The following is a 13778-nucleotide window of genomic DNA, read 5'->3' on the forward strand; positions in this document are numbered from 1 at the left end:
AATTTTTTCTTCAAGGTCGCAGTGTTACGCCAGCAGGTATTTATGCAACACATCTTTGCCTTAGTGCTGCCGCGGTTGCTGCTAGTAGCTCTATTATGCTCTCTGGGTAACGCCTACGGGGCAACCAACAGCACTAAGATGACCTTTAACAGGCCGATGGACACGGCGCAGGCGCGTTTTGTCATCGACCTGATGTCACACGCTTACGCTCAGCTCGGCTATGAACTGGAGATCATCGACTTTGATCACCCCTTGGCCTTGGCGGCGGCCGATAAGGGGGAATTAGACGGTCAGTTAGGGCGTATCGCCAATATCGAATCACGTTATGAGAATCTGCTGCGGGTGGACTTTCCGCTGTTTAAGTTTGAGCTCTTTATGCTTACCCGCTGCCACTATTGCAGCCTGCAGGAGCTGTCACGGGTCGCTATCCGCAATGGCTACCCGGTTACCGAACAATACTTGCATAGCAATAATTTCAATGGCCAAATCATTAAACTGGAAAGCGTGGCGGCGCAGCTAAATCTTCTGGCTCAAAATCAGGTGGATGCGGTGGTGCTGCTTGATTTCCATCTTCAGCAAGGCTTCCATTATCGCGCCGAGCAGCCCTTTGCTCGTCATCACCTGCAAGATTATTACAGCTATCATTACGTGCATAAGCGCCATGAGGATAAAATTCCCAAGCTTCTCGCTGTGTTGCAGGGATTAGAGGCCAGTGGTGTGGTGGCGCAATTGCGTAAAAAACACGGGTTATAGGTCGAGTTCGCCCTGCTCCATGGACGGAGGCTGTTGTCCTTGCTCCTGTTGACGCGCGAGGAAACGCTTGTAACGCTGCTGACACAGCATATTGACGTGGCGCTTTTGTGCATCGCTTAACTGATTCCAGTGAAAGCGCTCTTCTCGCGACCGATAACAACCACGACAATAGCCGCGACTATTGACCTGGCAGATCCCCTTACAGGGGCTATCGATGGAGAATATTTCAAGCTGTTGCATAGGCACTTCAAAGCATCAAGGTCAAAACCTAACCCTATCTCTAACGTTAATGCTTGAGGCGCCTAATTGCCAGTGAAAGTTACTTATCCATTTCTTCTTTGCGTAATACCGGCTTGGCGTAAATCGCCGTAACCAGGTCGCGCAAATGCTCGGGGATGGCCTCCATACGCTTGGCGAAGGCCTTCACATCCTCTGATTCGGAGTCGACCACCGCATTGGCATGCTTGGCGGCAATATAGTTGCCCGGATGCAGATAGAAAGACTCCACAATCTGCTTGTCTATGGTTTTTGCCAAGTCTTCTGGGGTGCTGCAGTCGTTGCCGATAGGCTGACCAAACGCCAAATGTACATGACCCTTATCGCTGGTAAAGCCCTCGACAATGCTTTCGATGTCTTCACCCGCCGACTTTACATACTCGCCGTGGTGCTTCTTATGATACAGCTCCTTGGCTTTGGACAGGGCGCAAGGTTCGTACTGATAGGAGATAGACACAGGCACAATTTTGAGCTCGCGCACATACTCGGCAAAGTCTTTCTTTTGCTTACGGCCGTTAAGCTGCAGCATTTTCAATAGCGCCGGATCGGTTTGGTCGAAACCATCTTTGGTGCGCCCTTCTCGCTGGGCAATCCAGATGCTATGGCCTTCGCTCAATGAGTCATAAATATAGGCCGACAGCTGGGTCAGCGCCTTCAGCATTTCTTTTGGCGCCTTGGCCGAGCGCTTGACGATAAAGCTCTTGTTTAAGCGCATTAATTCGGTGATATACGGGATCTGCAGCAGGTTATCACCTATGGCGATGCGTACCGTGTTCATGTCGTGCTGGTGCAAACCAAAGTTCACCAAGGCCGGGTCCAGAACGATATCGCGGTGATTGGAGATAAATAAATAAGCCTGGTTTTTATCCAACTCATCAAGGCCGGAAAAGGTCACCTTGGCCGTGGTGTTATTCACTATCTGCTCCAGGTAGTGCACCACTTCAAGCTGCACCTGCTCTACGGAGCTAACCTGACCCCATTTGCGCTGTAACTGCCTACGTACCAGCGGTCGCGAAATAAGACGCATTGATGCCAACCAAGCAGGCAAGTTGTGCTTAGCAATGAGATCAACAAAGGCATTATCGGCAATCAGCCGAGCTACGGCTGCCGCCACTTCGTCATCGTTGTAAGGTCTTATATCTGCATACTTATCCACGGTGCTCACCTTATTACTGCAGGCAAAAAAACGGCGCCTATTGTATCGCGCCCTTTATTTATTCGCTAAGTTTATCAACTCTTACCAGTGAGAGCGACTGAATTTTAGCCACAGTAAACGTAGCAGTAAAAGGCTCAAGATAACCGCGGAGCCTTGCTCCAACCAGGGCGGCAACACCTCATGATGCTGCTCACCCAGTGGCGTCACCTCAAAGCCGAATTCATCAACCAGGTAATCGGTGATTAAGCCAAACAACAAGGCCACGCCTATCACCCCGGTTAAATAAGCGGCAACGGCGCGACGGCCCAGCTCCTTACCAACTACCCCTAAGGTGGCGATATTGGTAGCCGGTCCGGCCAACATAAAGACCAGCACCGCTCCGGGCGACACCCCAGCCAACAGCAAACCGGCGGCAATCGGCGTAGAAGCGGTGGCACAAATATACATGGGGATGCTGATCAGCACCATCACCGTCATGGCCAAAATACCATTGCCCCATTGGCTTAAATAAGAGGTGGGTACATAGGTTTGCACCAGGGCCGCGAAAAAAAGGCCAATCATCAGCCATAAGGCGGTGTCGCTCAAAAGCTTGGTGGCGCTAAAGTGCAGCGCTTGCTTGAACTTGGTGAAAGCAGCTGCTTGAGCAGGTTTTGTCGGTGCTAAAGCCTCTGCATCGGCGCGACAACAAGCGGCTTTTTCTCGTGTAGGCTGAGCTTGAGAGGGGCAACAGCTGACTGCTTGCTCATCGGGCTGAACCCGGACGGCGCTGCAACTCGCAGGGCTCTCGACAAACGTCGCCTTGGCCGTGGAAGCACAGCACGCACTTTGCTTAGGTGTCGAACTTTCAGTTACGCTTTGCTCCGAGCTGCCCTCACGCCCCACCAGCAAGCCGGCGGTAATAGCGCTGAAAACGGCGGCGAGCGGCCGGATCACCGCCATAAAGGGGCCCAATAACGCATAGGAAACGGACACCGAGTCGACCCCGGTTTCCGGCGTCGAGACTAAAAAGGATGTAGTCGCACTTTTTGACGCTCCCGCCCTTCTGAGTCCGACTGCCGCCGGGATAACCCCGCAGGAGCACAGCGGCATGGGCGCCCCGATCAGCGCCGCCTTAACCGTGGTCCAGAGACCCTCTTTGCCGAGGTGACGATTAAGAAAGTTAGCGGGCAAGTACACATTGATTAATCCGGCAAGCAGCAGACCCAGCATCAGCCAAGGCGCTGACAGCACAAACAGTTGCCAAAAATTACTGAGTAAGTCCATCTACGTCCTCCAGGGCAGTAAGAATCGAACAATGTTGCGCCGGTGCGCTACTGCCGCAGCATTGCTCGGCGAGTTGTGACAGCGAGGCATGGAAACGCTGTAATTCGGCGATGCGCTCGGCCACCAGCTCACGCTTTTTCAAGGTTAAATCTTTCACTTCCTGACAACTGTGCTGTTGCTTTTCGAAGTTTATCTTTAACAGCTCGGCAATTTCTTCCAAACTAAAACCAACATCCTTGGCACGACGGATAAAACGCAATTGCGCCATGTGTTTGCGCCCGTATTGACGATAGCCACTGGCATTACGCTGCGGCGCACTCAATAGCCCTTGCTGCTCATAATAACGCAGCGCGTCCGTACTCATCTCCACCTGCTTGGCCAATTCACCTATGCGCATCTACACTCTCCCTCTGTGCTGTTCAATTAGCGGCCATTATAAACCTTAGAGTTAACACTAAGGTCAAGGATTAATTTTGCGCTAATCGCCGGTCCATGAAAAACTAGCGCCACTAGCCTATTTGGAGAGCACAAATGAACATCGTCATGTTAGACGCCGACACCTTAGGAGCAAACTCACTGGCACCGATTGCCGCTTTAGGAGAGTTTCACAGCCATGCACTCACATCAGCACGGGATGTCGTTGCGCGCTGCGCCGACGCCGAGGTGGTGATCACCAACAAGGTGCAGCTTGGCGCCGAGCAACTAAACGCACTGCCAAAACTAAAACTCATTTGCGTCGCCGCTACCGGCACCAACAACATAGATCTTGCCGCCGCCAAAGAACAAGGCATTGTGGTGTGCAATGTCGCCGGCTACTCCACCGCCAGCGTGGTGCAGCATACCTTTACCCTTATCTCTTTGCTGCTTAATAACCTGCATAGGTATATTGACGATTGTCGTCGCGGTGCATGGCAACAAAGCGAGATGTTTTGCCGCCTTGATTATGATATCGCCGAGCTCGCGGGTAAAAAAATCGCCATTATTGGTCATGGTGAACTGGGGCAGGCCGTGGCCAAGGTGGCCAACGCCTTTGATATGCATGTGCTCATTGCCGAGCGCTGCGGTCACGCCCCTCGTCCCGGTCGCATCGCCTTTGAAGAAGCACTGGCGCAGGCGGACATCGTCAGTATTCACTGCCCACTCAATAGCGAGACAGAGCAATTAATCAACCGCGACACTCTGGCCTTAATGCAGCCAAGTGCGGTGCTGGTCAATACCGCTCGTGGCGCCATTATTAACGAAGCCGATCTGGCGGCAGCCTTGGCCGACAGAACCCTGGGCGGCGCGGCCTTAGACGTGCTCAGTGAAGAACCGGCCAACCCGGCGAACCCTTTGGTACGCTACCAGGGTGACAACCTGCTACTGACGCCCCATATTGCCTGGGCCTCGGCACAAGCCAGAGACCGGCTTATCCACCAGCTGGCCTTAAATATTCGTGCATTTGCCGATGGTGAAGTTCGTAACCGCGTTGGTTAAATTCACTAACTCTTTAGTAATAGCACCAATCAGACTAGAGCGAAAAAATTCAACCTATTGAAAAATATAAAAATAAAAATCTGGCACTGTATTTGATATATCACTGCCTACCAGATAATAAAAAATTGGATAACACAATGAAAAAAGCACTTCTTTGCGCCCTTATCAGCCTACCCCTACTGGGCGGTTGTATCGTTTCCGTGAATGACGGTGAAGCAGACGCCCATTGGGCATCAAGCGATTGGCAAAAACAACAGCGACAAAATCGCGACTATATTGCCCATCTTGATCTAGGTAACAGCGCCATGGTAGTCAAAGAAACTCTGGGCACACCGGATTTCAGTGAATCCTTTGCCCATCAGGGAGAAGAATATCAGGTGCTGTTTTATGCCACGCAAAGCGTTAAATCCGATGGCAAGATCGGCAAAAACGAATGCACGCCCTTAGTATTTAAAACCGGTCGTTTGATCAGTGTTGGCGACAGCGCCTATCAGGCACTGGTCGGTAAGCTGTAAAGAAAGGAACCAGGCCGCCGTTTATAACCCGGCGGCCTTTTTTTTAACCGTAGAACGCAGCGCCATTGCGCCCTTGTTGCTTGGCCTGATACATGCCCTTATCAGCATTTTCGATCAAGGCCATTTCGCAGCTGTCGCTGTTGTCGCCGTTAAAGGTGGTGGCACCAATGCTGATGGTGATGTGCTCGGCAATGGGTGAATCAATATGAGGAATATTCAGCTCGCTGATAACCCGGCACAGCTTATTGGCTAATGCCATGGCGGTATGCTCCTCACTGCCCGGCAAAACAGCCACAAACTCTTCACCACCGTAACGAGCGATGAAATCACTGCCACGCTGGCAATTGTTGACCAAGGCGGAGGCCACCTTCTTCAAACACTCATCCCCCTTTTGATGGCCGTAACTGTCGTTGTAACGCTTAAAGTAATCGATGTCGATCAACAGCACAGACAGGGGCAAACCGGCACGCACGCTGCGGCGCCATTCTCGGGCAAAGTGCTCATCAAAATAACGGCGATTTGGGATTTCCGTTAAACCATCGATACTGGCCAGCATTTCCAACAGGTCATTTTTTTGTTTGATGGTAAGTTGGTTTTTCACCCGGGCACGCACAATGGCACTGCCAAAGGGCTTGGTAATATAGTCCATGGCACCCAATTCAAGACCCTTGGCTTCATCGCCGCAGGAATCATTGGCGGAGATAATAATGACAGGAATGGGCTGCGTTTTATCATCGTGTTTTAACTGCCTCAGTGCCTCGTAGCCATCCATGCCCGGCATCATGATATCCAGCAAGATTAAATCGGCGGTGTTTTCCTCGAGCCAAGCAAACATGGCCTCGGCATCATTCACGCAATGCACCTGATATTGAGGGGTGAGGGTTTTGGTTAAAATCACTTGGTTTAATTCGTCATCGTCGACAATGAGAATTTTTGCTGACTTCATGAGCCTTCCTGTTTGCTATACCTTGCCCAACAATCCGTGCCGTGCAGGCCTGCCGCTGAGCTGTATTTGTTATTTGTTTAGCGCACCTTTGCTACCAGTTTAGACCGAGTTAGTGATCTTTACTTGGTATTTTTACGGTAGTTTTTGTTACCAAGGTGGTTTTTTGTTTAATCTAGCATGCCAATAAGTTACTGGCATGGCGCCGCTATGGAGCTAACCATACCTGATTAGTGGACAAAAGCAATGCGTACACCGCCTATAATAGACGGTGTACTGTACTGATAGCTATAGGTTTTCTTCAGCAAAAGAGGCTAAACGACTGCGCACCACGCCATTGAGGTTAACCGTCGCACTGCCCTCAAAGTCCTTAAAGCGCTCAACAATGTAGGTTAAACCCGAAGTCAGCGGGGTTAAATAGCTGCTGTCGATTTGCGCCAGGTTGCCGGAGCAAATCAGTTTGGTGCCGGCGCCACAGCGGGTAATAATGGTTTTTAACTGTGAGGCGGTGAGGTTTTGGCTCTCATCCAACAGCACCACGGCATTCTGAATACTGCGCCCACGCATAAAGTTCACCGACTTAAACTGAATGTTAGCCTTTTCCATAATGTAATTGCGGCTGGATATGGGGTTTTCATCGCTCTTATGTAACACCTCCAAAGAGTCGGTGATCGCTGCCAGCCAGGGCGCCATTTTTTCTTCCTCGGTACCCGGGAGGAAACCGATGGATTCGGCTATTTCCGGGGTGTTACGAGTTACAATCAATTTATCGTACACGCCTTTTTCGATGATCATTTCCAGTGCACAGGCCAAAGCTAGAATGGTTTTACCGCAGCCTGCCGGGCCGGTCAGCAGCACCAACTCAACATCGGGGTCGAGTAAGGCATCCATGGCCATGCCCTGGTAGATATTCTTTGGCTTAACACCCCAGGCATTACGCGACATTAAGCGTTCAACGCCGAGATCTTTTAAGGTGATATGGGTATCGTTATACTCCACCACCCGAGCGGCAAAATGCCCGGTTTCATCAAGCAGATATTCGTTGGCAAAAACATCCGGCACCAACTCACGTGACACATGATGCAAGGCATCGCGCCCTTGCTGCTCGGTTTCACACTCGCCAACTTGTTGCCAAAAATCCCCTTCCACCTTTTTATAGCCAGAGGTCAATAGGGCCACGTCGTCGATCAACTGATCGGTACGGTAGTCCTCAACATAATGCAGCCCGGCACCCTTGGCCTTTAAGCGCATATTGATATCCTTGGTGACCAATACCACCTTGGCATCGCTGTATTGTTTTTGCAGATACACCGCACAGTTGATAATACGATGGTCATTTTCATTGCCCGGCAAACCGGAAATGCTGTCGGCAAACAAGTGGTCATTCACTATGATCAGCTTGCCGCGCTGCTGCTCCGGCGCCCGCTTGTCGTCTGGCAATAACACCCCCTTCAGCATTTGCTCCGGGGTGGCATCACGCAACACTTCGTCGAGGGAGCGAATGGCAACGCGGGCATCGCGGCTGACATCGCGTTTTCGGTCCTTAATATGGTCGAGCTCTTCGAGTACCGTCATAGGAATGACGACGGCGTGTTCTTTGAAACAGAGGAATGCAAGGGGGTCGTGAAGTAATACGTTGGTGTCGAGCACGTACATTTTACTGCTTTTAACGAGGCGGTCTTTATCCATAGCGCGTTCCTAATTTGTCTTTATTATAACTGCACCTTTACAGCTACACTAACAAGGTGGTTATGCCTTAGTGGCATACTTCAAGTTTAGTCTATGGTCACAAAAAGACGCTTTGATGACGGCAAAAAAGTAGAGAAAAAGTGCCGTTTTGCATTTGCAAAAAGCGCCGTCTTTTGCTGCTGTATATTTTCTAAACAAGCACCACACTATTTATCAGTTTTCAGGTGATAATCACCAAGTTGCACGCTAATATAGCCGCCTTTTTTTGCTCGGGCCGCCACGGCCCAAGCCTAGATAACCCAAAGTCGAGATTGAACACGAAATGAATTTTTCCTTAGGTCAACGTTGGATCAGTGATACCGAGTCGGATTTAGGATTAGGTACCGTAGTTGCATTGGAAGGACGCCAAGTTAACATCTTATTCCCCGCCAGCGGCGAGAGCCGAGTTTATGCCCAGGCCGAAGCGCCGGTCACCCGAGTGCTTTTTAACCCCGGCGATGTGATCCGCAGTGCCGACGAGTGGGAACTCACGGTCAGCGAGGTGGTCGAGCAAGATGGTCTGTATACCTATAAGGGCACGCGCGTTGACAACGATGAACCGACCGAGCTTAAGGAAACTTTTCTTGACCACTTTATTAAATTCAATAAGCCGCAGGACCGCCTTTTTGCCGGCCAAATTGACCGCTTTGACCGCTATACCCTGCGTTACAACACCTGGCAGCATAGGTTTCACCGCGACCAGTCGCCCCTTAAGGGCCTGATCGGCCAACGCGCCAGCCTGATTGAACACCAATTGCACATTGCCCGTGAAGTCGGTCAACGTTTCGCCCCTCGGGTTTTACTCAGCGACGAGGTGGGGCTAGGTAAAACCATAGAAGCGGGGATGATCTTACATCAGCAATTGCTGACCGGTCGCGCTGCCCGCGTTTTGATCGTGGTGCCGGAAAACCTGCAACACCAGTGGTTGGTAGAAATGCTGCGCCGCTTCAATCTGAAATTTGCCATTTTCGACGAAGAGCGCTGCGCCGAGGCCTTTGCCGACAGTGCCAATGTGTTTGAGACCGAGCAGTTGGTACTGACCAGCCTGGAGTTTCTGACCAAGAAAAAACGCTGGTTCGAACAGGCCACCCTGGCCGATTGGGATCTGCTTGTGGTTGACGAAGCACACCACCTAAGTTGGTCAGTGGATAAACCCAGCACCGAATACCTGCGCATCGAGGAACTTAGCCGAGATATTGCCGGCCTCATCCTATTGACGGCCACCCCGGATCAATTAGGCCACCAAAGCCATTTTGCCCGTTTGAAACTACTCGATCCGGATCGCTTCTATGACTATGACGCCTTCGTTGAGCAAGAGCATCACTATAAAGACATAGCCGATGCCGCCAATGGTATATTACAAGAGCAAGGGCTTAGCTCTGAGCAACAGCAAGTACTTACCAACTTGCTGGGCAGCCAAGGTGAAAAACTCCTGACGCAATTTAACGAGGGCGATACTCAGGCCAAGGAACAGATACTCGAGCAACTGCTGGATAGACACGGCACCGGACGTATTTTGTTCCGTAACAGCCGCAGTGGCATTAGCGGCTATCCGCAGCGCATCCTGCACAGCTACCCCATGACCATGCCGAGCCAATATAAAACCGCCATGAATGTGATGGGCAGTCTAGGCAACAACGGTCCCATTGAACTCAGTGCCATGCGTGCCCTGTTCCCGGAGAAGATCTTCCAGGAATTCGAAGGCGCCAATGCCAGTTGGACTCAATTTGACCCGCGCGTGCAATGGCTGATCGACACCCTCAACGGCAACAAGCCCGAAAAGATGCTGGTGATCTGTGCCAAGGCCGAAACTGCACTGAGCCTCGAGCAAGCACTGCGCGAGCGCGAGGGCATTAAAGCGGCGGTCTTCCATGAAGGCATGAGCATCATCGAGCGCGATCGTGCGGCGGCTTTCTTTGCCGACATCGAAGACAGCGCTCAGGTGTTGATCTGTTCTGAAATCGGCTCCGAGGGTCGTAACTTCCAGTTTGCCCACCATTTAGCGCTGTTCGATCTGCCGCTTAACCCGGACTTGCTGGAACAACGCATCGGTCGTCTTGACCGTATCGGTCAAACCCAGGACATTAAAATTCATGTGCCTTACTTTGAGCACAGCGCCCAGCACACCCTGCTACGCTGGTATCACGAAGGGTTGCATGCCTTCGAGCACACCTCAACCACGGGCCATATGCTTAACCAGGAGTTTGGCGATGAGTTGCTGCAGTTGCTTGCCCACAATAGCTATCAGGATGAGGTGTTAAGCGAGTTGGTTGAACGCGTCGATGGCCGTTATGGCGAGCTTAAGGCGCAAATGGAGTCCGGTCGAGATCGCCTGCTGGAGCTACACTCCAGTGGTCAGGGTAAGTCCGAGCATCTGGTAGAAGATATCAAGGTGGTCGATAACAGTTTTGAGCTGCCCACCTATATGATCAATGTGTTTGATACCTGGGGCGTCAACCAGGAAGACAAGGGCGAGAACAGTATTGTGCTCAAACCCACTGAGCACATGCTCGGGGCTAATTTCCCAAGCCTGAAGGATGAGGGCATGAGTATCACCTTTGACCGTGATACCGCCCTGGCTCAGGAAGATTTGCATTTTATCAGCTGGGATCACCCCATGGTTGAAGGGGCGATGGAAATGATCTGCGACGACGATTTCGGTACCGCGTCTGTGGCCTTGCTGAAAAACAAGAAGCTGCCGGCGGGCACCTATTTTGTCGAGCTGATTTATATCGCCGAGGCCATGGCACCGAAATCGCTGCAACTGGGGCGTTACCTGCCACCAACTCCGGTGCGCGTACTACTTGATAAAGGCGGTAATAACCTGGCGGAAAATGTGGCCTTCGATGCCTTTAATCAACAGCTCAATGCGGTTGGCAGACAAACCGCTTCTAAGCTGGTGAATGCCCTGCAAAGCGCCATTCACCCGCTTATTGAGCAGGGTAACACCTTGGCACAAACGCAGATGGAGCAATTACGTGCGACCGCCAAAACCGCCATGCATCAGGCCGTTGATAGCGAGCTGGAGCGCTTAACTAGCCTCAAAGAGATCAACCCCAATATTCGCGATGAAGAGCTTAAACATTTTCAGCGCAGCCGCGCCGAGATGGATGACTATATCGATAAAGCCAAGGTAAAACTCGACGCCATTCGCTTAATCGTTGTCAGTCACTAGGCATTTCTTTAAAATGGCCGGCCAAGGGTCTGTTGACCCTAGCTAGAGGTCGGCCATGCTTTTAAACTACAATCCCCCACGTTTCCCCTATCTGCAGATCATCTATCAGGATGACGACCTGCTGATCCTGGATAAGCCCAGCGGCCTGCTCACGGTGCCGGGAAAAGACCCTAAACATGCCGATAGCCTGATTCGACGCGCCAATGTCGTCTTTCCCAGCGCCAAAATCGTGCACCGTTTGGATATGGCAACCTCGGGGGTGATTTGCCTGGCGCTCAATAAAGAAGCGCACCGCAACCTCAGCATGCAGTTTCAAGATAGACAAACGGCCAAGGAATACATCGCCATTGTCGATGGCCATCTTAAAGAACAGGCGGGTTCGGTGGATTTGCCGCTGATCTGCGATTGGCCTAATCGCCCCAAGCAAATGGTCGATATGGAAAAGGGCAAGCCATCGCTAACCCATTATGAGGTGCTCGAATACGGTGAGAACAACAGTCGGGTTCGTCTAACCCCCATAACCGGTCGCAGCCACCAGCTGAGGGTGCACATGCTTTCACTTGGCCATGTGATCCTTGGCGATCGCCTATACGCCTATCCCGAAGCCAAGGCCCGCGCACCGCGTTTGCAATTACATGCCCACTGGCTGACCCTGAATCATCCCAGTAGCGGCGAAAGCATGACCTTTACCGCCCCTTGCCCCTTCTAACCGCAACGGGGAATCCTTCGGCTAGACCTAAACTATTTCCGGGTACGGTCGATAACGGGCGTATGGATTTTCTTGAGATTGAATTATGCTCCGATGCTTACTGCTATTCTGCCTATTTTTGACGGCGCCGCTGTTCGCCAATGAGGTCGCCGGTAATGAGCAATCGATCACGCTTTTGGCTCAGGGTGAAGAGTTTCAAATAATACATCGTCCGGCCATGGCGGCAGAGCACCGCGGTGCGGTGATCCTCATCCCTTCCCTGCATGACCCCTACGGTAATCGCCAGGGCTTCGCGCGCTTACGTCTGGCCCTTAGCGAACAAGGGTACAGCAGCTATTTGGTAGTTAACACGCGCCTGGAACAAAAGGAAAGCGAGCCTCTCGGCACGGTTGAGCCTGCTGGAAAGATACCCGAACAGGGGATTCTGCCTAAAAACCAAAGCCCTGCCCATGGCGACAAGCCCACTTATGTTCCTTCCTATCAACAAGCCATAACGGAAAAGGCACTTAATACTCATCGGCGCCTACTTGAGGCCCGCCTCGAAGCCACCTTTGCCCATGCTCAAGCCAGTGGTCGCCCCATTAGTCTTATCGCCGTGGGGCAAAATGCCGGTCTGTTAAGTGAATTCCTGAGCGATTATCCGGATATGCAACTCCAGGCCTTTATCAGTATCGGAGCTTATTTAAGCGACCCACAGCGCCACCAGCATATAGGTGCTAATTTATCTGTGTTGGCCACGGCGGTGTTGGATGTGCACAATCCGGGGCAACATCCTTGGGCCTTGGCTCAAAGAGCTCAGCGCCAGCAATGGGCACAAAAGAATCATAAGCTGGACTATCGCCAGATCTGGTTTTCCGCGGAGCTGATTGATGCGCAGCAAACACAGCGCTTAAGCCGCGAGATAGACGGTTTCTTACGCCGCCTTTTTTAGGTATTCGTAAGCCGCCTGAATATCTTGGCTCTTCTTTTGTGCCAAGCGCATCATGTGCTCGGGCAAGCCTTGAGAAACTAGCTTGTCCGGATGGTGTTGCGCCATCAGCTTGCGATAGGCTTTTTTCACCGTGGAGGCATCGACTCCCTCTTCCAGTCCTAAGATATGCAGTGCCTGAGCCCGGCTCATGCCACTACTGGCACCGCTGGGTGTGCGCTGCTGCTGGTGTTGCTGATGAAACCTCTGCTGTTGCTGGCGAAAAGCGAACTCGGCCTGATAGCGCTTGAGAATAAAGCTAAAATGCGTTTTGCTGACGCCCAGTCCCTTAGCCACTTGCTCTAGCAACACTTTTTCCTGTGCCGCCAGGTGACCATCGCTGAAGGCCATTTGAATCTGAATCTCTAAAAATAACTGGATCAGGTCGAAGCGTCCGGCAAAATGCTCGCGAAACTCCCGCAAGGTAACATTCATGGAAAAATCATCGGCTTTACCGGCGTTAAACGCCAGTTGTGCTTCGCGCTTGTCCTCACCGGTCAGGCCCATTTCTTCCATAAAGGCGGTGGCGGCGCGAATATGCAGCTCGTTCACTCGGCCATTGGACTTGGCTATATGTCCCATCATCGCAAAACAGCTGGAGAAAAACAATGCCTGGCGCTCGGATACATCGTCGTTATTAAAGAAACCACGAAATCCACCGGCATTATCAAAATCCTGTTTCAGACTTTTATCAAACAGATGACCAATAAACAGGCCCAGGAATAAACCAAAAAAACGGCCAAACATAAAGCCAAAACAGGCACCGAGCACCTTACCCCACATTCGCGCTAACCCTTGTTATTTGAATTTGCCCCCA

General features: G+C 51.6%; 13 protein-coding genes. 6 read left to right on the forward strand and 7 right to left on the reverse strand.

From position 1 onward, the window contains the following. The first annotated feature begins 42 nt into the window (after positions 1-42). Positions 43-753: a substrate-binding periplasmic protein gene (locus tag KD147_RS10875; RefSeq protein WP_212547877.1), complete on the forward strand. Its 711-nt coding sequence runs from the start codon at positions 43-45 to the stop codon at positions 751-753. On the opposite strand, the gene KD147_RS10880 is transcribed toward KD147_RS10875, so the two are convergent. The 4 genes from KD147_RS10880 to zntR form a co-directional block, all read right to left on the reverse strand. Next, on the reverse strand, positions 748-993 hold the full coding sequence (locus KD147_RS10880; protein ID WP_212547878.1) for a DUF1289 domain-containing protein: 246 nt from the start codon (positions 991-993) through the stop codon (positions 748-750). The genes KD147_RS10875 and KD147_RS10880 overlap by 6 nt on opposite strands. Before the next feature lie 79 nt (positions 994-1072). Beyond that, a complete protein-coding gene (locus tag KD147_RS10885) occupies positions 1073-2185 on the reverse strand; it encodes a 1-acyl-sn-glycerol-3-phosphate acyltransferase (RefSeq protein ID WP_212547879.1) in 1113 nt (370 codons plus the stop codon). A gap of 81 nt (positions 2186-2266) precedes the next feature. After that, complete coding sequence (locus KD147_RS10890; RefSeq protein WP_212547880.1) at positions 2267-3448, reverse strand: SO_0444 family Cu/Zn efflux transporter; 1182 nt, start codon at positions 3446-3448, stop codon at positions 2267-2269. Further along, positions 3432-3845 carry a Zn(2+)-responsive transcriptional regulator gene (gene zntR / locus KD147_RS10895; RefSeq protein ID WP_212547881.1) on the reverse strand — a complete coding sequence of 138 codons (414 nt, stop codon included), beginning with the start codon at positions 3843-3845 and terminating at the stop codon, positions 3432-3434. The genes KD147_RS10890 and zntR overlap by 17 nt, the downstream gene beginning before the upstream one ends. 134 nt (positions 3846-3979) lie before the next feature. On the opposite strand from zntR, the gene KD147_RS10900 reads away from it, so the two are divergent. Beyond that, entirely contained in the window at positions 3980-4924 is a 945-nt protein-coding gene (locus tag KD147_RS10900) for a D-2-hydroxyacid dehydrogenase (protein ID WP_212547882.1), read from the forward strand. Between the two features lie 137 nt (positions 4925-5061). After that, a complete protein-coding gene (locus KD147_RS10905) occupies positions 5062-5439 on the forward strand; it encodes a DUF3192 domain-containing protein (protein WP_212547883.1) in 378 nt (125 codons plus the stop codon). A gap of 43 nt (positions 5440-5482) precedes the next feature. On the opposite strand, the gene KD147_RS10910 is transcribed toward KD147_RS10905, so the two are convergent. Next, positions 5483-6385 (reverse strand): diguanylate cyclase, encoded by a 903-nt coding sequence (locus KD147_RS10910; protein ID WP_105188270.1) that lies wholly within the window; start codon positions 6383-6385, stop codon positions 5483-5485. A gap of 285 nt (positions 6386-6670) precedes the next feature. Then, complete coding sequence (locus KD147_RS10915; protein WP_212547884.1) at positions 6671-8071, reverse strand: PhoH family protein; 1401 nt, start codon at positions 8069-8071, stop codon at positions 6671-6673. Between the two features lie 322 nt (positions 8072-8393). Between KD147_RS10915 and rapA the strand changes: the two genes are divergently transcribed. From rapA to KD147_RS10930, 3 genes are all read left to right on the forward strand, one after another. Beyond that, the gene (gene rapA, locus KD147_RS10920) at positions 8394-11285 is read left to right on the forward strand and encodes an RNA polymerase-associated protein RapA (protein WP_212547885.1); all 2892 of its coding nucleotides are present in this window, start codon (positions 8394-8396) and stop codon (positions 11283-11285) included. Between the two features lie 55 nt (positions 11286-11340). Beyond that, positions 11341-11994: a bifunctional tRNA pseudouridine(32) synthase/23S rRNA pseudouridine(746) synthase RluA gene (gene rluA, locus KD147_RS10925; RefSeq protein ID WP_212547886.1), complete on the forward strand. Its 654-nt coding sequence runs from the start codon at positions 11341-11343 to the stop codon at positions 11992-11994. 85 nt (positions 11995-12079) lie between these two features. Beyond that, positions 12080-12925 (forward strand): DUF3530 family protein, encoded by an 846-nt coding sequence (locus KD147_RS10930; RefSeq protein ID WP_212547887.1) that lies wholly within the window; start codon positions 12080-12082, stop codon positions 12923-12925. On the opposite strand, the gene djlA is transcribed toward KD147_RS10930, so the two are convergent. Beyond that, a complete protein-coding gene (gene djlA, locus KD147_RS10935) occupies positions 12908-13744 on the reverse strand; it encodes a co-chaperone DjlA (protein WP_212547888.1) in 837 nt (278 codons plus the stop codon). The two genes, KD147_RS10930 and djlA, sit on opposite strands and share 18 nt — an antisense overlap. Positions 13745-13778: the final 34 nt, after the last annotated feature.

The organism is Pseudoalteromonas sp. BDTF-M6, from assembly GCF_018334135.1.
Lineage (GTDB): Bacteria > Pseudomonadota > Gammaproteobacteria > Enterobacterales > Alteromonadaceae > Pseudoalteromonas.

Excerpts from the sequence above, each read along its gene's own strand:
- KD147_RS10875 (WP_212547877.1), top strand. The coding sequence starts at position 43 with ATGCAACACATCTTTGCCTTAGTGCTGCCGCGGTTGCTGCTAGTAGCT.
- KD147_RS10880 (WP_212547878.1), bottom strand. The coding sequence starts at position 993 with ATGCAACAGCTTGAAATATTCTCCATCGATAGCCCCTGTAAGGGGATC.
- KD147_RS10890 (WP_212547880.1), bottom strand. The coding sequence starts at position 3,448 with ATGGACTTACTCAGTAATTTTTGGCAACTGTTTGTGCTGTCAGCGCCT.
- zntR (WP_212547881.1), bottom strand. The coding sequence starts at position 3,845 with ATGCGCATAGGTGAATTGGCCAAGCAGGTGGAGATGAGTACGGACGCG.
- KD147_RS10900 (WP_212547882.1), top strand. The coding sequence starts at position 3,980 with ATGAACATCGTCATGTTAGACGCCGACACCTTAGGAGCAAACTCACTG.
- KD147_RS10905 (WP_212547883.1), top strand. The coding sequence starts at position 5,062 with ATGAAAAAAGCACTTCTTTGCGCCCTTATCAGCCTACCCCTACTGGGC.
- KD147_RS10910 (WP_105188270.1), bottom strand. The coding sequence starts at position 6,385 with ATGAAGTCAGCAAAAATTCTCATTGTCGACGATGACGAATTAAACCAA.
- KD147_RS10915 (WP_212547884.1), bottom strand. The coding sequence starts at position 8,071 with ATGGATAAAGACCGCCTCGTTAAAAGCAGTAAAATGTACGTGCTCGAC.
- rapA (WP_212547885.1), top strand. The coding sequence starts at position 8,394 with ATGAATTTTTCCTTAGGTCAACGTTGGATCAGTGATACCGAGTCGGAT.
- rluA (WP_212547886.1), top strand. The coding sequence starts at position 11,341 with ATGCTTTTAAACTACAATCCCCCACGTTTCCCCTATCTGCAGATCATC.
- KD147_RS10930 (WP_212547887.1), top strand. The coding sequence starts at position 12,080 with ATGCTCCGATGCTTACTGCTATTCTGCCTATTTTTGACGGCGCCGCTG.
- djlA (WP_212547888.1), bottom strand. The coding sequence starts at position 13,744 with ATGTGGGGTAAGGTGCTCGGTGCCTGTTTTGGCTTTATGTTTGGCCGT.